General features: G+C 57.7%; 21 protein-coding genes and 5 pseudogenes. 6 read left to right on the top strand and 20 right to left on the bottom strand.

Annotated features, from left to right (window positions below; genetic code table 11):
* Positions 1 to 11 precede the first annotated feature (11 nt).
* The 5 genes from K5H97_RS10655 to K5H97_RS10640 all read right to left on the bottom strand — a co-directional run bounded on the left by K5H97_RS10655 (position 12) and on the right by K5H97_RS10640 (position 2,054).
* Positions 12 to 326 (bottom strand): hypothetical protein, encoded by a 315-nt coding sequence (locus K5H97_RS10655; protein WP_036986624.1) that lies wholly within the window; start codon positions 324 to 326, stop codon positions 12 to 14.
* Positions 327 to 657: 331 nt separating this feature from the next.
* Complete coding sequence (locus K5H97_RS29595) at positions 658 to 930, bottom strand: hypothetical protein (RefSeq protein ID WP_028692305.1); 273 nt, start codon at positions 928 to 930, stop codon at positions 658 to 660.
* Positions 931 to 1,078: 148 nt separating this feature from the next.
* Positions 1,079 to 1,306 (bottom strand): hypothetical protein, encoded by a 228-nt coding sequence (locus K5H97_RS10650; RefSeq protein WP_028692304.1) that lies wholly within the window; start codon positions 1,304 to 1,306, stop codon positions 1,079 to 1,081.
* Between the two features lie 141 nt (positions 1,307 to 1,447).
* Complete coding sequence (locus tag K5H97_RS10645; RefSeq protein ID WP_051555742.1) at positions 1,448 to 1,672, bottom strand: hypothetical protein; 225 nt, start codon at positions 1,670 to 1,672, stop codon at positions 1,448 to 1,450.
* Between the two features lie 217 nt (positions 1,673 to 1,889).
* The gene (locus K5H97_RS10640) at positions 1,890 to 2,054 is read right to left on the bottom strand and encodes a hypothetical protein (RefSeq protein WP_155952720.1); all 165 of its coding nucleotides are present in this window, start codon (positions 2,052 to 2,054) and stop codon (positions 1,890 to 1,892) included.
* Positions 2,055 to 2,618: 564 nt separating this feature from the next.
* On the opposite strand from K5H97_RS10640, the pseudogene tnpC (K5H97_RS10635) reads away from it, so the two are divergent.
* Positions 2,619 to 3,479 (top strand): annotated as a pseudogene (gene tnpC, locus K5H97_RS10635) (IS66 family transposase); the annotation flags it as partial.
* Positions 3,480 to 3,522: 43 nt separating this feature from the next.
* On the opposite strand, the gene K5H97_RS10630 reads toward tnpC (K5H97_RS10635), so the two are convergent.
* A complete protein-coding gene (locus tag K5H97_RS10630; protein WP_028692303.1) occupies positions 3,523 to 4,398 on the bottom strand; it encodes a LysR family transcriptional regulator in 876 nt (291 codons plus the stop codon).
* Positions 4,399 to 4,495: 97 nt separating this feature from the next.
* Here K5H97_RS10630 and K5H97_RS10625 point away from each other — a divergent pair, with 97 nt between their 5' ends.
* Positions 4,496 to 4,996: a lactoylglutathione lyase family protein gene (locus K5H97_RS10625; protein ID WP_028692302.1), complete on the top strand. Its 501-nt coding sequence runs from the start codon at positions 4,496 to 4,498 to the stop codon at positions 4,994 to 4,996.
* A gap of 257 nt (positions 4,997 to 5,253) precedes the next feature.
* Here K5H97_RS10625 and tnpC (K5H97_RS10620) read toward each other — a convergent pair whose 3' ends face one another.
* Both tnpC (K5H97_RS10620) and tnpB read right to left on the bottom strand, forming a co-directional pair.
* Positions 5,254 to 6,819 (bottom strand): IS66 family transposase, encoded by a 1,566-nt coding sequence (gene tnpC, locus K5H97_RS10620; protein ID WP_028692322.1) that lies wholly within the window; start codon positions 6,817 to 6,819, stop codon positions 5,254 to 5,256.
* A 19-nt stretch (positions 6,820 to 6,838) separates the two neighbouring features.
* The gene (gene tnpB / locus K5H97_RS10615) at positions 6,839 to 7,198 is read right to left on the bottom strand and encodes an IS66 family insertion sequence element accessory protein TnpB (protein ID WP_003460146.1); all 360 of its coding nucleotides are present in this window, start codon (positions 7,196 to 7,198) and stop codon (positions 6,839 to 6,841) included.
* A gap of 71 nt (positions 7,199 to 7,269) precedes the next feature.
* Between tnpB and K5H97_RS10610 the strand changes: the two are divergent.
* Positions 7,270 to 7,982, top strand: a pseudogene (locus tag K5H97_RS10610) (NAD(P)-binding domain-containing protein); the annotation flags it as partial.
* A 23-nt stretch (positions 7,983 to 8,005) separates the two neighbouring features.
* Here the strand turns inward: K5H97_RS10610 and arsJ are convergent.
* The 8 genes and pseudogenes from arsJ to K5H97_RS10570 form a co-directional block, all read right to left on the bottom strand.
* Positions 8,006 to 9,238, bottom strand: a complete 1,233-nt coding sequence (arsJ, locus tag K5H97_RS10605) for an organoarsenical effux MFS transporter ArsJ (RefSeq protein ID WP_028692323.1) — start codon at positions 9,236 to 9,238, stop codon at positions 8,006 to 8,008.
* A gap of 9 nt (positions 9,239 to 9,247) precedes the next feature.
* Entirely contained in the window at positions 9,248 to 10,252 is a 1,005-nt protein-coding gene (locus K5H97_RS10600; protein WP_028692324.1) for an ArsJ-associated glyceraldehyde-3-phosphate dehydrogenase, read from the bottom strand.
* Between the two features lie 32 nt (positions 10,253 to 10,284).
* A complete protein-coding gene (locus K5H97_RS10595) occupies positions 10,285 to 10,788 on the bottom strand; it encodes a phosphatase domain-containing putative toxin (RefSeq protein WP_028692325.1) in 504 nt (167 codons plus the stop codon).
* A gap of 12 nt (positions 10,789 to 10,800) precedes the next feature.
* A complete protein-coding gene (gene arsH, locus K5H97_RS10590; protein WP_028692326.1) occupies positions 10,801 to 11,517 on the bottom strand; it encodes an arsenical resistance protein ArsH in 717 nt (238 codons plus the stop codon).
* A gap of 3 nt (positions 11,518 to 11,520) precedes the next feature.
* Entirely contained in the window at positions 11,521 to 12,582 is a 1,062-nt protein-coding gene (gene arsB, locus K5H97_RS10585; protein ID WP_028692327.1) for an ACR3 family arsenite efflux transporter, read from the bottom strand.
* A gap of 18 nt (positions 12,583 to 12,600) precedes the next feature.
* A complete protein-coding gene (locus K5H97_RS10580; protein WP_028692328.1) occupies positions 12,601 to 13,071 on the bottom strand; it encodes an arsenate reductase ArsC in 471 nt (156 codons plus the stop codon).
* A gap of 20 nt (positions 13,072 to 13,091) precedes the next feature.
* A complete protein-coding gene (locus K5H97_RS10575; protein ID WP_028692329.1) occupies positions 13,092 to 13,448 on the bottom strand; it encodes a metalloregulator ArsR/SmtB family transcription factor in 357 nt (118 codons plus the stop codon).
* Positions 13,449 to 13,456: 8 nt separating this feature from the next.
* Positions 13,457 to 13,870 (bottom strand): annotated as a pseudogene (locus K5H97_RS10570) (arsenate reductase ArsC).
* Between the two features lie 116 nt (positions 13,871 to 13,986).
* On the opposite strand from K5H97_RS10570, the gene K5H97_RS10565 reads away from it, so the two are divergent.
* A complete protein-coding gene (locus K5H97_RS10565) occupies positions 13,987 to 14,325 on the top strand; it encodes an ArsR/SmtB family transcription factor (RefSeq protein WP_028692330.1) in 339 nt (112 codons plus the stop codon).
* A gap of 43 nt (positions 14,326 to 14,368) precedes the next feature.
* A pseudogene (locus K5H97_RS10560) lies at positions 14,369 to 15,412 on the top strand (flavin-containing monooxygenase); the annotation flags it as partial.
* On the opposite strand, the gene K5H97_RS10555 reads toward K5H97_RS10560, so the two are convergent.
* The 3 genes and pseudogenes from K5H97_RS10555 to K5H97_RS10545 all read right to left on the bottom strand — a co-directional run bounded on the left by K5H97_RS10555 (position 15,387) and on the right by K5H97_RS10545 (position 17,619).
* A complete protein-coding gene (locus tag K5H97_RS10555; RefSeq protein ID WP_081791632.1) occupies positions 15,387 to 15,911 on the bottom strand; it encodes an arsinothricin resistance N-acetyltransferase ArsN1 family A in 525 nt (174 codons plus the stop codon). The pseudogene K5H97_RS10560 and the gene K5H97_RS10555 sit on opposite strands and share 26 nt — an antisense overlap.
* Before the next feature lie 86 nt (positions 15,912 to 15,997).
* Positions 15,998 to 16,120 (bottom strand): annotated as a pseudogene (locus K5H97_RS10550) (phage tail tube protein); the annotation flags it as partial.
* A 395-nt stretch (positions 16,121 to 16,515) separates the two neighbouring features.
* Positions 16,516 to 17,619, bottom strand: coding sequence for a hypothetical protein (locus K5H97_RS10545; RefSeq protein ID WP_028692331.1), 1,104 nt, complete (start codon positions 17,617 to 17,619; stop codon positions 16,516 to 16,518).
* A 91-nt stretch (positions 17,620 to 17,710) separates the two neighbouring features.
* Here K5H97_RS10545 and K5H97_RS10540 point away from each other — a divergent pair, with 91 nt between their 5' ends.
* On the top strand, positions 17,711 to 18,421 hold the full coding sequence (locus K5H97_RS10540; RefSeq protein ID WP_028692332.1) for a hypothetical protein: 711 nt from the start codon (positions 17,711 to 17,713) through the stop codon (positions 18,419 to 18,421).
* Between the two features lie 395 nt (positions 18,422 to 18,816).
* On the opposite strand, the gene K5H97_RS10535 is transcribed toward K5H97_RS10540, so the two are convergent.
* On the bottom strand, positions 18,817 to 19,101 hold the full coding sequence (locus tag K5H97_RS10535; RefSeq protein WP_028692333.1) for a hypothetical protein: 285 nt from the start codon (positions 19,099 to 19,101) through the stop codon (positions 18,817 to 18,819).
* Between the last annotated feature and the right edge of the window lie 27 nt (positions 19,102 to 19,128).

Genomic DNA, 19,128 nt, shown 5'->3' with positions numbered 1-19,128 from the left:
TTTAGCACCTCTTATTGCTGCAGTGTACGGATCAGTCTCGCTTGAACGGGTATCGCCGGACAGGTGGTTGCGCCCCATTCCGTCGCATGCTGCAGCGCCCATGCCATAGCTGCACTCAACGTCTGACCCTTGCAGTCGGTATGGCTCTCTTCAAGCAGCATTTCGCCCTTCTCTTTGTAGACACAAAAGTAGAGCTGGGTAGCCCCGAGAGGTGAAGTGTGCACTTGTACATTGATCAGGGTGCCGCAAGACAGACGCTTATCGCAGTTGCGGAAATGCAGCTGCGGATCGGCCCAATCCCAGTCCACCTTCCCGCGATTACGCATGGTCGGGCCCTTGAGAAAAATGGAAGAACGTTGACGTAACGGTCAGCGCATAGAGCTTTCTCAGTCTCACCAGAAATAAATTGAAACGGTTACGAAATTTCACAACTGCCGCGATGGACGGAGAGGCAAACCCACGCCCACAGACAATCCGTTTGTCTTCACCAAGACGTTTGATCAAGAAGGCCCTTCAAGGCCCGCTACGCTGCACAGGACTGACTGGATGGTGTCGTATCGGCTGCCCGGGGAATGGGCCAATCAAGTTTCAACTGAAGGAGATACCAGCATGAGAACATCCCCATGCCTACTGCAAACTAGTATGCAGAGAGTAAATCTACCTCCACCCACTCGCGACGAACGTCTTCGCTCGGAGTACTCCCCAGAGCAAGGCCCGACTCATCGTTTCATTCGGCCTGGAGCTATACGTCTCCTCTACGATTCGGTCCCCGCTTTTGGCGTACACCCCGATGAAGAGCTGCGTTTCGCCTGTCCGCGAGAGTCGGGCTTGCACGTCGATACTCCTGCCGTCATCCAGAGTTTCCTCATGATGGCTGAGGTGAAGCGCTGGGTCTGCCCACGTCCAGAATTTCTCACCGCGACATCTCATATCGATCTCCTCTGATATCTCAGTAGGCGCGGTAATCAGAGAGATAGATATCCGTTTCGCTGAAATGCGACCAGCGGCCAAAGACTGGCAGTTCCTGGCAGATTTGGCACCTAACCGAGATATCGAGGTACGCTGCCAATACGATCAGTCACACATCGTCGGGCTTTTTCGCAGCTGAGTCGATCTCTTCGCAGGTCTGCAGATCAGCGAATTTAATCCACTCATCAAAGGCAATTCGGTGGGCTTTGCACGTCTTCTCCCAGTCGACCCGGCTCATTCGACCGTAGGCCACCTGGTTCATCGTGGCGGCAATTTGAGCATCAAGCTCTCTTAATAGCTTATAGGCCTGATAACGGCCTTCCTTTGCGCTGGGCATGTAGCTCACCTAAGTGGTGGGATGGATGAGCTATCAGCTTCAACGGCTCATTACGGTGGACTGCGCCTTTACCGAATCTGTTCCATGCATCGACTGCCTTACCCTCGCCTCCAACTGCTGTTACGCTTCACTTACACAGCCTCACCAGTCAGGACGCCTCAAATCGCCCGGTTTCCAATCAGCTTTCAGGATAAAGGTGAAGCTTCCAGTGAGACCTTTGCGAAGCTCCTTCGGCATCAAGAAGCCGAAGTGAATCAACCAGGAACCATCATCGAGACGGAACGTATCGCTACGGTAGCGCTCAACTTCTGCTTCAGTAATGCCAATCTCAGCTGCCACTTCTCGATTGGTAGGTTCGCGCTCCATCGGTGATGCTCCTTCTGGCCTTGCGCCGGGATGCCACCAATACGCCGCAGCACGCGAATAAACCGCACTGACAGTTGCAAGCGGCGCCTGTACTAGCTGCATGATCCTTCACTGGTCGTGGCTCATCGCATTCCTTTAGGCTGCGTTGAGCTATTCGACCCGCGTTTTCACTGCACGTTAGAAAGCCGCCTTTTGACGACGGCTCTGGGAATCGTGATCACGATTTAACTGACTGCCCTTTGGCCCAGTGGGCCTTAGGTAAGCTTCGGTTAAAGCCGCTGACACCTGAGGGGACATTCTGAATTTCCCCGCCTTTAGACAAGAACTGTTCAATCTTTTGCTTCAGGTGCAAATGCGCCTGATGCGTCGCGGATTCGTACATGTTCTTACCCCTTCGATGAGCCGGACGATTGCCGACTCGCTCCCCACTATACCCCCTTTACCCCGATAGGTGCGGGTAACGGGGCTGCATATCCAAAGAGACCATCATGGAAACCGAGATGCTTTCGGACGAAGGGCTGACCGCCCCTAGCGGCTACAAGGCCAGAGGCTACCAGCGCCGCTGGCTAGAAGAACGAGGTTGGGTATTCGTTGAAACCCTCCCACTGGTTGGTCGCCATTACGTCCGCTTGAAGCTGGGCGGGAGCCTTGGAGTTATGCCACCGGCGTCATCATCACCTGTAGTCCCTACGTGGACACCTCTCATTTCGAAGGTGAGGTGAAATGCGTCCTAGGTAGACCAAAAACAGGGACTTGCCCCCGGGTGTGTACCGACTGGGTAATTGCATTCATTTGACCACCTGTTTGCATTCGACTTGACCAGTCGTTTGCGTTCAGCGCCACCAGGCGCGCCTTAGCTCGGCAGGGCTTTGGTACTGATAGCGCGCTTCGTAGCGGCTCAGGTAGTCGATGACATGCTCGCATGAGGGGTAGCCATCCTGAACAGGCGGGGCAAACTGGCGTGCAACTCCAGCCACTGGTCGATGCACTGCGTGAAGCGGTGCTGAGCCAGGGCGTGATCAACGCCGATGAAACACCGGTACAAATGCTTGCGCCGGGCGAGAAGAAAACCCACCGGGCCTATGTCTGGGCCTACAGCACGACGCCGTTTTCGGCGCTTAATGCGGTGGTGTATGACTTCAGCCCAAGCCGCGCAGGCGAACATGCGCGCAACTTCCTGGACTCTTGGAACGGCAAGTTGGTCTGCGATGACTTCGCGGGCTACAAAGCCGGTTTTGAGCAAGGCATCACTGAAAGCGGCTGCATGGCTCATGCTCGCCGCAAGTTCTTCGACCTGCATGTCGCGAATAAAAGTCAGCTGGCCGAACAGGCGCTGCACTCGATTGGCGGTTTATACGAGGTTGAACGCCAGGCTCGGGATTTGAGCAACGAAGACCGTTGGCGAATACGCCAGGAAATGGCGGTACCGATCAGCAGCACACTGCATGAGTGGATGTTGGCCCAGCGCGATCTGGTGCCCAACGGATCAGCCACGGCCAAAGCCCTCGATTACAGCCTGAAACGCTGGGTAGCGCTGACGCGCTACCTGGACGATAGGGCTGTGCCCATCGACAACAATCAGGTCGAAAACCAGATACGGCCATGGGCACTCGGTCGCTCGAACTGGTTGTTTACCGGGTCGCTGCGCAGTGGCAAACGGGCTGCGGCAATCATGCGTCTGATCCAGTCGGCGCGTATGAATGGGCATGATCCGTATGCATACCTCAATAATGTGCTGACACGGCTGCCTACGCAGCGGGCTAGTGAAATCGATCTGTTGCTACCGCATCAGTGGACACATCGCTAATTTGTGATTCATGGAAAAATGTTTGCTAGTAGGAGTTCCGCGCTTACATCTCTTTAATCTGAGTCTTCAGTTTTTGAACGACCAGCTCTGCCCGAGTAGATAGAGGCCATTCTGAGCGGTGTATCAACCATAGCGTGTCCTCGACTAATCGTGGCCCCTTAATTACCTGGATACTTTCCGGTCGTTGAAACGCCAACCGTGCATAGCGCGGTAGCACCGTAAAGCCTAACCCTCGCGCAACAGGCTCAAGAATCAGACCAATCTGGTTGGTAAAGCCACGACAGGGAAGACTGCCGATGCCCGACTCATCAGGGTAGTAACGACTGAGCAGTCGACTGCCCATCGCGCGACCATCAGGGTGATCGATGAAGCCTATGCGTCTCAGATCCTCCCAACCTTCGACTCGCTCTGAGGCAGGTGCGATCAGCTCCAGTGGCTCCTCGGTGAAGCGACTCACGCACAAGCGCGGATCGTCGGGCTTGAACGTGACAAGGCCTAACTCGAATCGATTATCCAGTACGGCTTCGAGTACCTCCTTATCAGGGGCAAAGCGTTGTCGAATAACTAGGCCAGGATGCGTCTGCTGAACGGTCAACAGCATGGGGTACAGCACCAGTCCAATGCTGCCGGGACAGATCAACCCGACGTCTCCGTGCTTGTCATCATGCTCGGACAAGCGTTGATACAGGCGCTGATCGGCTGCGCCAACCTCCTCGCAGTAGCTCACCAGCGCTCGCCCAGCAGGTGTTAGTTCGAGCTGGCGCGGGCGGCGTATCAATAACGGGCCAAGCCTTTCCTCGAGCTTCAGCACATGCTGGCTGACAGCGGCCTGCGTCAGGTCTAGGTGCTCAGCGCAGCGAGTAAAGTTACCCTGTTCGATCAGAGCAGCGAAGGTTCTCAGCCATTGTGGATTTAGCATAACAATCTCTTATCACTACCATAATCTGATGATCATTTTCATTATGGCTCCGCCTTCCTAGACTGGCCACCTCACCAACGATGAAGAGGTACAGGTTATGTCATCAGTTTACCCACGTAGCTTCTCCCACTTAGGCTTGTCGGTAACCGATCTGGACGCTGCGGTGAAGTTCTACACTGAAGTCATGGGTTGGTACTTGATCATGCCCCCGACTACGATCACCGAGGACGACTCAGCTATAGGCGTCATGTGTACGGATGTGTTTGGTGCCGGCTGGAGCTCCTTGCGTATCGCTCACATGTCCACGGGTGATCGGATCGGCGTGGAAATTTTTGAGTTCCGTAACGCCGAAAAGCCTCAGAATAATTTTGAATACTGGAAGACCGGCATCTTCCACTTCTGCGTCCAAGATCCGGATGTTGAAGGCTTGGCAGCCAAGATTGTTGCCGCTGGTGGCAAGCAACGCATGCCTGTGCGTGAGTATTACCCTGGGGAGAAGCCATACCGCATGGTCTACATGGAAGACCCGTTCGGAAACATCCTGGAAATCTATAGCCACAGCTACGAGCTGATTTATTCGGCTGGTGCTTACAAGTGACGACCAGCGGCCCAAGCTCACAGAGCCTGGGCCGCATCATGTCCAGCAACAGTCGCATAGTCACCACACAACCGGATACCTCTCAAAAAAGGTGTGACTACCGCCCGCTTACCTATCAGTTCCCTATTGAGCGGCCAGTACGGGTCACCTCCGTCGAGCGCCTGGGCGGTACATTGCGTGTCCATTCCGAGCGCGGGTACTGGGATGCTAAAGCAGTGTAACCGCTCCATGAACCCCGTCCTGGCGGACGGTTTTTTTCAGGAAGCAGAGGCAGAAGCTGGCGAGCAGTTCCACGGCAGCAGCGCTTCGTAATCCTCGACGCGGCTCGCCGCTGGCAGGCGTTCAAGGATGTGGCGCAACCAGGCGTAAGGCTCTTGCCCGTTGGCTTTGGCAGTTTCGATCAGGCTGTAGATCTGCGCGCTGGCGGTAGCGCCTTTCGGCGTGTCGCTGAACAGCCAGTTCTTGCGGCCGATGACGAAGGGACGGATGGCGTTCTCGGCGCGGTTGTTGTCGATCGGTAGATGCCCGCCTTCGATGTAGCGCACCAGCCTGCTCCAGTTTCTGGCCAAGTAGTTTACCGCCTTGCCCAGGGCCGTCTGCCCAGCGACCTGCGGTTGGGTTTTGTCCAGCCAGGCCTTGAGTTGGTCGATCAGGGGCTGGCTGCGTTGCTGGCGGACGTCGAGGCGTTCGCTATGGTCAGCGTCCTTCAGGTCACGCTCGATGCCGTAGAGCTTGTTGATCAGGCTCAGCGCCACGTCGGCACGCCCAGTCTTGCCCTTGGGCTGCACCTTTTGGGCTTCGACGAACTTGCGTCGCGCATGCGCCCAGCAGCCCAGGCGTTCGATGCCGTCGCGTGCAGCCACGGCGTTGTAGCCGGCGTAGTCGTCGGTCATCAGGTAGCCGCGGTAGCCATCGAGCAGGCGTAGCGGCACCTCCTGCGCGCGGCTGGCTGTGTAGTCGAAAAGGATCACCGGCTTGTCCGGCGGCCCACCGCTTTGCACCCACATCCAGGATTGTGCCGAGGGGTCGCGCCCCGGTTCATGCAGCACCTGTAAGCGCGTTTCGTCGCAGTGCAGCACGGGGTATTCGAACAGTTTGTCGCGCATCAGGTTGAGCAACGGTTGCAGTTGCTCGCCACTTTGGATCACCCAACGCGCCAGGGTCTGCCGTGGGATGTCGACGCCGTGGCGGCTGAGCATCTTTTCGAAGCGGTACAGCGGAATGCCGTCGGCGTACTTGGTGGTCAGCAGCATCGCCAGCACGCTGGGGCTGGCCAGGCTCTTCTCGATCAGTTGTGCCGGTTTATCGGCGGTGACCGGCGCGGTTTCACAGGCCTTGCAGGCATAGGTCTTGCGGATGTGGCGGATGACCCGCACCTGCATCGGGATGATCTCCAGCTGCTCGCTGGTCTCCTCGCCGATCACCTGCTTGCAGGCACCACAGGCGCAGGCGCGCTCATGCTCGGGTAGCTCATGGATGACTTCCACGCGCGGCAGGTTGGCCGGCAGCGGCTTGCGTTTGCCACGGCGCTTGACCGGCGCAACGACTTCTTCGGCTTCGGCTTCGGCTTCGGCTTCGACTGGCTCGGCGGCCGGCGCTTCGATCAGCTCTTCGACCTCGTTGAACATGGCCAACTGCGGTGAGTCGGCGTCTTCAGAGCTGCGCTCGGACTTGGGCGAGAACAGCTTGTGGCGCAGCAAGGCGACCTGTTCTTGAAGTTGTTCTATGCGAGCATCTTTCGCCGCCGCCTGTTCACTGGCCAGCAGCAGTAAATGCTTCAGCAGGATTGGGTCGTCAGGAAGAGATTCGGGCACGGCGATCATGGCCGTGGATTATACCGGCTCAGGTTACGAAGCGCGGCGTCAGTATCTGGTGCGGACGGTTGCGCCACAGGTCGATGCCGTCGAGCAGCCAGTTCAGTTCGTCGACCGTCAGTTCGATGGCTTCGTCACCCGCATCGGGTTTGGTCTTGAAACGCTCGGCTTCCAGTCGCTTGAGCCACAGGCAGAAGCCATTGCGCTCCCAGTAGAGAATCTTGACCTGGCTGCGCGTGCGATTGAGGAACACGAACAGCACCGGGTTGAACACCTCCACCTTGATGTCCAGCTCGACCAGCGCGGCCAGTCCGTTGATGGATTTGCGGAAGTCGACGGGCTTTGGGTAGAGATAGACCTTCTGCACTTTGGCGTCGGGACGCATCATGACGGAACTCCACGGGAAAATAGGGAGCCCAGCATCCGGGATACGGAGAGGTCAGTTGAAGATGGGGTCTATGGAGCGCATACAAAGCAGTGGTCAGTGCCACCGGCACCTGGAGCAACCCCAATATCCCTGCTTATCCCGGTGCCGAGCTGTTCCGTGGCCAGCAGTTGCATTCAGCTCACTATGTTGAGCCGCAGTCGTTCTCGGGTAAGCGAGTACTGGTCGTCGGTGGCGGAAACTCTGGGGCACAGATCTCGCAGAGGTGTCCCATGTAGCGGATGCGACCTGGGTAACGCCCACCGAGCCACTCTTCCTGCCGGATGATGTGGATGGTCGAGTGTTGTTCGAACGGGCGACAGAGCGCTGGAAAGCGCAGATGGAGGGCCGTGTGATTGAGCAGCCAGTCGGTGGGCTGGGCGATACCGTGATGGTCCCGCCTGTGGTCGAGGCGCGTAAGCGAGACGTTCTTCATGCAGTGAGGCCTTTCGTTCGCTTCACCCCCGACGGAATGGTCTGGGCAGACGGCTCGGAGACCGCAGTCGATGCTGTGATTTGGTGCACCGGATTCAAGTCGGCGCTGGGGCACTTGGCGAGCCTCGGGGTAGTCACTGGTGACGATCGCGTCGAAGTTTCAGGTACACGTGCAGTGAATGCGCCAGGCCTATGGCTGGTGGGTTATGGCGAGTGGACAGGCTCTGCATCCGCCACCTTGATCGGGTTGACCCGCACAGCCAGAAGCACTGTCGCTGAGATCGAGCAGTTTCTGGTGAAAGCGGAGGCTTGAGTGCCTCCGTTCTTACCCTGTGCTCAGTGGGTCTGCTGAGCCATCTCGATATGTCTGGGCAACCCGATCGAGATGAGCGCAGCAGCCAGTACGAAAATGCTGGAAACCCACAGGCAGGCCTGCAAACCGTAAGCTTGGAACACCCAGCCTGACAGCAGTGTCCCGACCAGCCGCCCCAAGGCGTTGGACATGTAGTAGAAGCCTACGTCCAGCGAGACCCCATCTTCCTTGGCATAGTTGACAATCAGGTAGCTGTGCAACGAGGAGTTCACCGCGAACAGCACGCCGAACAGCATCAGCCCACCAAGCAACACCACCTGCGCCGACCAGCCTGCTGATAGGCCCACGGCAATAAGCGCAGGCAGTCCGGCCAGGGCGAGAGCCCAAATGAAGGCCGCTCGGCCGTCGGGCACATGACCACGCTTCTTGCCGGTGATGTGAGGAGCAAACGACTGGACGATGCCGTAGCCAATGATCCACGCGGCGAGGAAGCCGCCGACCAGCCAGAAGTCCCAGCCAAACGCGGTGCTCAGGTACACCGGCAGCGCCACGACGAACCAGACGTCTCGGGCACCGAAGAGAAACAGCCGTGCGGCCGAGAGGATGTTGATGGCTCGGCTCTTGGACAGCATGTCGCGGAACTTGGGTTTGGCCCTGGCTTTGCCCAAGTCCTTTTTCAGCAACACCAGACTGCCAATCCAGATCAGAGCCAGTACTGCCGCCATGGCCAGCACCGCCAGGGTGAAGCCGAGCAACGCGAGCAGTGCTCCGCCGAGGAAAAAGCCCACACCTTTGAGCGCGTTCTTCGAGCCCGTCAGGATGGCCACCCATTTGTAGAGCGTCCCCTGTTGGCTGCCCGGTACCAAGAGCTTGATGGAGCTCTTGGCGCTCATCTTGTTCAGGTCCTTGGCGATGCCGGACAGTGCCTGGGCGGCCATCACCCACTGCACCGTCAGCCAGTCTGCCGGCACTGTGAGCATCACAAGCGCAAAGACCTGCATGCCCAAGCCGATGTTCATGGTGCGGTTGAGTCCCAGGCGGGCGCCGAGGTAGCCACCCACCAGGTTGGTGATCACGCCGAACACTTCGTAGAACAGGAACAACGCGGCGATCTGCAGCGGTGTGTAGCCCAGCGAATGGAAATGCAGTACCACCAACATACGCAATGCGCCGTCGGTGAGGGTGAAGGCCCAGTAATTGCCGGTAACCAGCAGGTACTGACGCACCTCCGCAGACAGGGCTGACAACGCCTTCATGATCGCTATTTACTCCGCTGCGCCGACCAGGCGGGCCAGTTCAACTGCACGGTTGGCATAGCCCCACTCATTGTCGTACCAGGCGTAGATCTTCACCTGTGTGCCATTGACCACCAAGGTCGACAGCGCGTCGATGATCGAGGAGCGCGGATCGGTGCGGTAGTCGATGGACACCAGGGGGCGTTCTTCGTAGCCCAGGATGTCTTTCAGCGGTCCTTCGGCCGCCGCCTTCAGCAGCGCGTTGACCTCCTCAGCCGTCGTCTCACGCTCAACTTCGAACACACAGTCGGTCAGCGAGGCGTTGGCCAGCGGTACACGCACGGCGTGACCATTCAGCTTGCCACGCAGCTCGGGGAAGATCTCGGCGATTGCGGTGGCCGAGCCCGTGGTGGTCGGGATCAGGCTCATGCCCGAGGCACGGGCGCGGCGCAGGTCCTTGTGAGGCGTATCGAGGATGCTCTGAGTGTTGGTGAGGTCGTGGATGGTGGTGATCGATCCGTGGCGGATGCCCAGGTTCTCGTGAATCACCTTGACCACCGGGGCCAGGCAGTTGGTAGTGCAAGAGGCGGCGGTAACGATGCGGTGCTGCGCCGGGTCGAACAGGTGCTGGTTGACGCCCATCACCACGTTCAGTGCGCCTTTCTCCTTCACGGGAGCGCAGACCACCACGCGTTTGACGCCCTGATCCAGATAGGCCTGGAGCTCGGCTACCGATTTCATCTTGCCGCTGGCCTCGATGACCAGGTCGCAGCCCGACCAGTCGGTGTCGGCGATGGTCTTGTTCGCGGTGACCTGAATGCGCTTGCCGTCGATCACCACCATACTGCCCTCAGCATGGGCTTCACGGTGCCAGCGGCCGTGGACCGAGTCGAAGTTAATCAGGTGGGCATGGGTCTCGGCGTCTCCGGCCGGATCATTGATCTGCACAAACTCGAACTCTGGCCAGTCCCAAGACGCGCGCAGCGCCAAGCGACCGATGCGGCCAAACCCATTGATGCCTACTTTGATTGCCATGGTGTTGTTCTCGCGTAGCCGTCAGCGGACGGTCAGAGGGTATTGGCGAACAGGTTGATGTAGTCGACGTGCGCAGGGTTCCGAATCGCACGTGGGCGCAGGGCCTGGACCTGAGCAACAGCTTCCTGCACGGGAATGCCGCACTCGATCATCAGGCGGGCCGCAAACAGCCCGGTGCGGCCGGAGCCGCCTTTGCAGTGAATGGCGATCGTCTTGCCAGTCATCACCAACGCTTTCAGGCGGTCCCCGTGGATCTCCCAGGCGGCAGCAAAGGGTTCGCCGGGTGCCTGGTCGTCCTCTACCGGCAGGTGGAACCATTCGAGGCCGAGCAGTTGGCACTCCTCGGGCAGCAGGTCGATCTCGTTCTGCAGCAGCTCTTCACTCGGCATCAGGGTGACCAGTGCACTCGCACCGGCTTCGCGCAGCGTTGCCAGCGCTTGGGATACCGAGGTGTCCTTGGTACCAGGGCACGGTGTGAAGATCAGCTGGCCGATCAGCTCAGGAGTCGCCAACACGGAGTACGGGTGCAGTTGCATGCTCAGAAAGCCTCAGATGGATCGTTGATTAACGCGTTTGGATAGCTCTTCAGCCGACTCTTTACGTTCGGAGTAGCGATCGACCAGGTAGTCGGAGCGATCACGAAGCAGCAGGGTGAACTTCACCAGCTCTTCCATCACGTCGACAACACGGTCGTAGTACGCCGAGGGCTTCATGCGGCCGGCCTCGTCGAACTCCAGGTAGGCCTTGGGTACGGACGACTGGTTGGGGATGGTGAACATGCGCATCCAGCGGCCGAGGACGCGCAGCTGGTTGACCACGTTGAACGACTGCGAGCCGCCGCAGACCTGCATCACCGCGAGGGTCTTGCCCTGCGTTGGGCGCACGGCGCCCATGCTCAGTGGAATCCAGTCGATCTGCGACTTGAACACACCAGTCATCGCGCCGTGGCGCTCAGGCGAGCACCAGACCATGCCTTCCGACCACAGCACCAGCTCACGCAGTTCCTTGACCATGGGGTGGTCATCGGGCACGTCATCCGCCAGTGGCAGGCCGGAGGGATTGAAGATCCGCGTCTCCGCACCGAAGTGCTCCAGCAGGCGTGCCGCTTCTTCTGTCAGCAGACGGCTGAAGGAGCGCTCGCGGGTCGAGCCGTACAGCAGCAGGATGCGAGGCTTATGGGTGGACTTTTGCTCGACTGCCAGTTTGTCTGCTGTCGGCAGGTCGACCAGATCGTTGTCGATGTTGGGGATGTGATGTTCGGTCATGATTTACTCCTGAGACAAGGCACCAGAGGGCTGATCAAACCAGCGGCGCTTGAGCCACAAGGCCACGCCCACCAGCGAGATCAACACCGGCACTTCCACCAAGGGGCCGATGACAGTGGCAAAGGCAACCGGCGATGCGAGGCCGAAGGTGGCGATGGCCACGGCAATGGCCAGTTCGAAGTTGTTGCTCGCTGCGGTGAACGCCAGCGCGGTGGTGCGCGGGTAGTCGGCCTCCAGCAGCTTGCCCATCCAGAAGCTGATGGAGAACATCACCACGAAGTAGATGGTCAGCGGGATGGCGATGCGCAGCACATCCAGCGGCAGCTGCAGCACCATGTCGCCCTTCAGGCTGAACATGGCCACGATGGTCAGCAGCAACGCCACGAGCGTCAGCGGACTGATCTTCGGAATGAAGCGCACCTGGTACCAGGTCTCACCCTTGCTACTGATCAGGATCTTGCGGGTCAGGAAACCGGCCAGGAACGGGATGCCCAGATAGATCATCACCGACTGAGCGATGTCGAGGAAGCTGGTCTCGATGGCGCTCCCCTCAAGGCCAAACAGCGGCGGCAGCAGGCCCAGGAAGATCCAGGCGTACACGCTGAAGAACAGGATCTGGAAAATGCTGTTGAAGGCGACCAGGCCCGCTACGTACTGGTTGTTGCCACCGGCGATCTGGTTCCACACCAGCACCATGGCGATACAGCGCGCCAAGCCGATGAGGATCAGGCCAGTCATGTACTCAGGCTTGTCGGAAAGGAACACTACTGCCAGCCCGAACATCAGTACCGGGCCGATTACCCAATTCTGGACCAGCGACAGCACGAGGATGCGCTTGTCCTTGAAAACCTGAGGAAGTTCCTCGTATTTCACCTTCGCCAGCGGCGGGTACATCATGACGATGAGGCCAATCGCGATGGGGATGTTTGTCGAGCCTACCGACAGGCTGTTCAGCCACGCGGGCAATCCCTGGAGCAAGCTGCCCAGGGCGATACCGAGGCCCATGGCCAGAAAGATCCAGACCGTCAGGTAACGGTCAAGGAAGGAAAGTCGGCTTTTGCTCATGGTGGATCTCCCTAAACGTCAGAGCGTTCCGATGCGGGCCAGCTCGACCTTGAGCTGCCCGGCATCCAGTTGTTCAAAAGGCAGTGCAAGGAATGCCGTGATACGTCGCTCGATCTGCTCAAGCGTGGTGTCGAAAGCCGCATCCAATTTGGCGGCGCTACCCTGCAGGTCCGATGGATCGGAAAGCCCCCAATGGGCTTTTACTGCCGGCCCGAAGAACACAGGACAGGCTTCGCCGGCGGCCTTGTCGCAGACAGTGATGACGAAGTCCGGTGCCAGCTCGGCGTGTGCATTGCTGGATTTGCTGCTGAGGCCATCGGTGGAAATACCGGCGCGCTGCAGCGCGGAGATGGACAGCGGATGTACCTCGCCCTTGGGCTGGCTGCCGGCGCTGTAGGCCTTCATACCGGCCGGGGCCAGGTGGTTGAACACGGCTTCTGACAGGATGCTGCGGCAGCTATTGGCGGTGCAGAGGAACAGAACTCTCATCGATTTTCGCTCGGCAGTGATCAGCAGCAGGTGGCGACGCGCTGTGGGCGGTCACCCATGGCGTCCAGTCGAGTGGAACTGCTGTTCAGCCACTCGCTATTGGCCTCCAGCGTCGTTTTCAGGATCTCGCGTACCCAGGCGGGCAGCTCCGGATGTAGCCGGTAGTAAACCCATTGGCCCTGGCGGCGGTCTGCCAGCAGGTCACACGTGCGCAGCTGCGCCAGGTGGCGGGAAACCTTGGGCTGGCTTTCCTCCAGCGCACAGGTCAGCTCACAGACGCAGAGCTCTTCCTCGCGGGCGATCAGCAACATCATCCGAATGCGGTTCTCGTCGGCGAGGCATTTGAAAACCTTGGTAGGGGTCAGTGGATCAGTCATAACGATTCTCAGTGTTGGGTTTTCACGAGGACGAACATCTTGATGCGCTCATGGATCTCGTGAAGCGTATGGCGGAAGGCATCGTGTTATTCGCTGGTGGCCGGATCTTCGAAGTGCCACGCCAAGCGATCGCCCAATGCCGGCAGTAACTGGCATTCCAGCGCCGCCTTGTCGCAAAGGGTGATGACGTAGTCGAAGCGCTCGTCGGCGAACTCATCGATGGACTTGCTGCGCAGGTCGCTGGCATCGATACCGAGGTGCTCAAGCGCCGCGAAGGTACGCGGATCTACTTCGCCAGGCTGAGTACCGGCGCTGAATGCTTCAAAGCGCACAGGGTCTGTGTGTCGGAGCAATGCTTCGGCGAGCTGGGAGCGAGCAGCGTTTGCGGTGCAAACAAACAGGACGCGGATCTTGCCAGTCATCACGAGGTGCTCTGCGTGTATATGGTTTTTCGAATATACGCTTTTTCGAATGTATCGCAACCCCTCCGATGATGGGTGGCTTTACATGTGCATATTCGTGCACATATATTGGCGGCATGACGACCAACCAGAACCTCCGCACCCAAGCCATCGACGCTGCCATCGAGTCGCTGGACGAAGCCTTCTTCAAAGCACTCTGCGAGCCCTCCAGGGTCGCGGTGTTCAAGCGCGTGCTCCTGCTGGGCCGGGCGGATGTCGGCGAAATCGCTAAAGAACTGCCGCAGGAGCGCTCGGTGGTCTCCAGGCATCTGCAGGTGCTGCACGATGCCCAGATCGTGAAAGCCACCAAGGTGGGCAGGCAGGTGTTCTACGAAGTGAATGGTGGGGCGATCGTCGAGCGCCTTGAGGGGCTGCTCCAGCGAACCAAGGGTCTGGTTTCGCTGTGCTGCCCGTAGCTCGTGCCCTTTTTTGTCCTGATATATGCATGAGTGCGCACATATGAATAAATCGAGTCGCGCGGTGGATGTGATCGTCATCGGTGGTGGGCAAGCGGGTTTGGCGCTTGGCTGGCATTTGCAGCAACAGGGCTTGGACTTTCTCATCCTGGATGAGCAGACGCGCCCGGGTGGAAACTGGCGTAACTACTACGACAGCCTGCAACTGTTCTCCCCGGCAGAGTATTCAGCGCTACCGGGGATGGTGTTTCCCGGCGATCCCCAGGGCTACCCGCTGCGAGACGAAGTGGTGCAGTACCTGGAGGCATACGCCGCCGAGTTTCAACTGCCCTTTGAGGGCGGCACCCGAGTGCTGGACGTCGTGCAGAAGGACAAGGCATTCGAAGTTCGCGCTGCCAACGGATCGACCTTCACGGCGCGTGCGGTGGTCGTGGCATCAGGGGGCTTCAGCCGTCCAAGCACGCCTGACATCCCTGGCCTGGAAAGCTTTTCAGGTACCTGCCTGCACAGCTCGGCGTATCGAACGCCTGAGGCCTTTGCCGGCCAGCGCGTCGTCGTGGTCGGCGCGGCGAACTCGGCGGTTCAAATTGCCTATGAGCTTGCCGGCGTTGCGCAGGTAGTGCTGGCGACCCGCGAGAAGATCCGCTTCTTCCCCCAGCGGATCCTGGGGCTCGATTTTCATGCCTGGCTGAAACTCACCCGGTTGGAGCACACGCGGTGGTTGAGTGACCAGAGCACGCCCGTGCTGGATACCGGCAAGTACCGGCAGGCCTTACGTACCGGCCGGTTCCAGTGCAAAGCCATGTTCCAGGAGGTGTTGCCCGACGGCGTTGTCTGGCCGGATGGAACCATCCACCAGGCCGACGCGCTGATCTTCGCCACCGGCTTCCGGCCGAACCTGGAGTTTCTGGCACAGCTTCCAGTCGCCGACCGGCAAGGGCGTGTCCTGCAGCGAAACGGCGTGGCAAATCAGGTGCCCGGCCTGTGCTTCGTCGGGTTACCCAAGCAAAGGAGCTTCGCCTCGGCAACCCTCAGGGGTGTAGGGGCTGATGCGGGCTATCTCATGCCGCAGTTGCTTCGCCATCTGGACCGGGTTGGTTCGACGGAAACACCCGTTCAACGATCGCGCAGTCCAGCCAACGGCCTTCAAGACAAGCGTGCTTCTCATAGACGCCAACCGTCCTGAAACCGCAGGACTGACAGAGCGCGAGGCTCGCCTCGTTGAAGGTGAAAATGCGTGAGAGGACTTTCCAGAAGCCACGTGCCTCAGCCTCACCGAGCAATGCTTTGAGCAGTGCCTTGCCGATGCCACGTCCGCGGACGTCACGGTCCAGATAGATCGAGAAGTCGGCGATGCCGGCGTAGCACGAACGCGCGCGGTAGCTGCTCAGGTTTGCCCACGCCACTACCGCGCCGTCGACCTCGACGACCAGCACCGGATGGCGAGACATGTCGGCCACCCAGGGCTGCACATCCATGGCGGTGCGTGGCAGGGTCTCGAACGTAGAGCTGCGGTCTTCGATCCCCTGGTTGTAGATCTCGGCAATGGCCTGGACATCGCTGAGTTGAGCAAGGCGGATGTGCATCTGACTTCCTTTCGCGGGAACTAGTGGTTAAAGGACTGCATTTTTCTTTCGGCAACTGCCTATTCACCCCCCGGCGTACCAGCACTGTACAACGCGGGCATGATCGTTTCGCGCTTTGTGTCCGACAGCGGGCATTCCACGCCGCCGGTGATCACCAGCTGATCACCGTCGACCTTCACAAAGCAGGTGCCCGCGACTTTCTGACCCATAAAGGGCACTCCCATAAAAAAGCCCGCACTGGGCGGGCTGGGGTTGAACGATGAGGGTTACGCCGCGTCCGGGTACTGCAGGCGGAATTGGTACAGCAGCGCGAACACACGCAGCCCTGCTCATCCGGCTGGACAGCACGAAGCTCGCAATGCTGCGCCTGCAGCATGCGTTGTTCGAATTCACTCATGGGTTATTCCTGCTTCGTTACGGGTAGAGGCACACATGGTTAGCGAAAATGAAATATGCATTACCAGAGTAGGAGCGGTGATCGTTGAGAAGGGACGGATTCCGCTTCAGCCACAAGGCGACCATGCGCTTTATAGAAGCACTGGAGATACACAGAATGTGTAAGCGCGACTGAGCGCACCGGAACAGATCGTCGAATTCTGCCTACCTACTTCGATTTTAACTTATCTAGCACATTCGCAATCTGCTCCATACCATCAAATGTCGAAGGTATGGCACCCTCATTATTCACAATACCGCTAAATATTAATTGATCAAACCTATCGAGCAAGTCCGGACTATCTTTACGAATATCTTTGGCGTATTCAGCATAATTTTGGATAAATTGACACAACGCCATCCTTAGATCAATTTGAATAAGTTGCGCCTTTACAGCTCGATACCCATGAAGGCCCACCCTGAAAAAGTATGCTAGCAACAATTCAAACCCAACAACCGTCCCATACACATACACATCAAACTTTACCGCTAAATCAGAGTCGAAAACGGTATAAAACTTAAATACAAATGGGGCTAACATAAGCACCCCAAGCGAGAACAACCACATCAATCCCCGGTGACCCTCAGCCATCTTCTGGGAGCGAAGCATTTTGAAACCATCATACAAACCTACAAAATTGTAAGCTATCTCGTACTTTTCTAGTGCTGCCCTTAGTGCCTCCACCCGAGCTTCCTTTTCTGCCAGCATCCTCTCAGCCTTAGCCCTTTCTTCTTCACTACGGGTTACGACAGCGGGCAACCGTTTCAAATCAACCATGTCTGGATGGTGCAAATACATGCCAACTACACCTATCACCATTTGATGTTCCGCGTACATTATCTGCGACTGACTCGTCTCCGCGAAGGTGTATTGCGGAATCTCGTGAATTAGGCTACTGAGATCATCACTAATAGCGCTCGGAGAAACAAGCTTCAACTCGATAGCGAAACGATAGGCTAGGGAAAAAAGCTCATCTAAGGCTATTTCATCATCAATACGCAACTCTTCGACTCTACGAAGAAACTGCTCGCCCACCCCATCAATATTGAATCTACAGCAAGCATCAAAAACATCAGAGTTCATGTCAATAGAAAAAAGCAAACTAATTACAAACTTGATTGTGAAAGCTTTCTTCGGGGCCACTAACGGCTTTACAGCCGAGTATTGCTCTTTCAACTTAACAACGCCCTGGCGAATCACATCCTTATTATGCGGCAGAGCAAAAAACGCCTTCTTCATTTGTTTGACACCATCTTTTTCGTCACCCTGCATATCTCCCCCTAACAAAGCAAAATATTCAGTTAAGAGTATCTCAAACCTCTGCCTTGCCGCACCTTATATCAGCGAACCACTGGAGCACTCCATGCAACTAGACATCAACATCGAAGGAATCGTAGCCGACTCGGTAGCCGCCGCACTGAGCCCGGAAAAGCTGCAGCCGATCATCGACAAGAACGTTGAAAGCGCGGTCACGAGCGCGATCAAGGAGCAGTTCAGCTACAGCTCGCCGTTCAAGAAGCTGCTGGAAGAGAGCCTGGCAGGCGCCATGCCTACCAAGATTGCGGGCCTGGGCCGCTACGGAGATCTGGTGCTCAAGACCGTCTCCGCGATGATCAATGACTACCAGGAACAGGCGCTACGCCAGACCATTACGCAAAAGCTGGCCAAGGTGCTTGAGCCACTGCCCGCTCGCATCAAGCTTTCAGAGCTGATCGACCAGCTGACCAGGGCCTTCGAAGACAGCCACCTTCGCGACAAGCATGGTAGCGAGGCGCCGACGTTCATCATCGAGAAAGGCACGGGCTACTCGTCCACCTCCGAGTACTGGCACCTCTATGCCGATGCCAACGAAGGGGTGGACAAGTATTCCTGCCAGGTGCAGATGGCGTTCACTGGCGAGGGTGAGTGCTACTCCCTGCGTGTTGGCGAGACCGACATGAAGAAGTCGCTGATTCTCGGCAGCGCCTACGGTGCCGAGGCCCTGGTGTTGAACCTGTACACGGGAGGCACCCAGGTCGAGTACGAGCAGGTGTACGTCGGCGACATTCGCTATGCCGAAGCAGACGAATACTGACCTTCGGCGCTGCCCGCCAGCGCCTCAAGTCTGGTCTGAAGACTCAGGCCTATGGCAGTACTTCTCATGCTCCTGCTGAGAATGGCAGCCCTGGTCACAGTTCAGATAGTTATCCCAGCTCGAGCCCCAAATTCTGACTCCGGCAACCCCAGTAAGCATAAAGCCCCAAGCCCAGGGCTTAGGGATCCACCCGGCCATAACCAAGCTTGCAGCGGCAATGGCGATACCACCCCACCATCGCTGCCTCTTCGAGAATTTCAAAACCACTGCCCGCTCTCCCTGCAAGTAAGCGGCGAAGCATACCACTCGCTTAACTGAGCCACATACGGCGCTGCCCGCCAGCGCCTTCCCCTATTGAAAGATAACCCCTCAAAAGCGGGCGAGCGTTTTTTTCGTTATTGATACTGCTGGTTAGAAGACATCCGCCAGTAAAGCTCCCACAGTCTCTTAAGGCAACGAGAAGCCATTTGCGGATTTTTTTTGCCCGTACTCAAAGATTGTGCGCTATCGAGAATATCGACAAATAAATTTCCATCATTCATTTCAGGGAAATCGGCTTGAGTCAAAGGCATCAATTGCTCATAGATTCCCTGGAAACGATATTTCTGTTCTACCTCAGTTGCTGCCAACTCAAGCGCGTCGGTTATCCGCTTCACAGTTCCATTTGGATCCTTCGACATCAGCACTCTCCTTAAAAACGTTTTTGT

Origin of the sequence: Pseudomonas mosselii (assembly GCF_019823065.1) — a bacterium.
In the GTDB taxonomy this organism is placed as follows: Bacteria; Pseudomonadota; Gammaproteobacteria; order Pseudomonadales; family Pseudomonadaceae; genus Aquipseudomonas; species Aquipseudomonas mosselii.
Note: the sequence above shows the minus strand (reverse complement) of the source record. Positions and strands in the feature narration are given on the sequence as shown.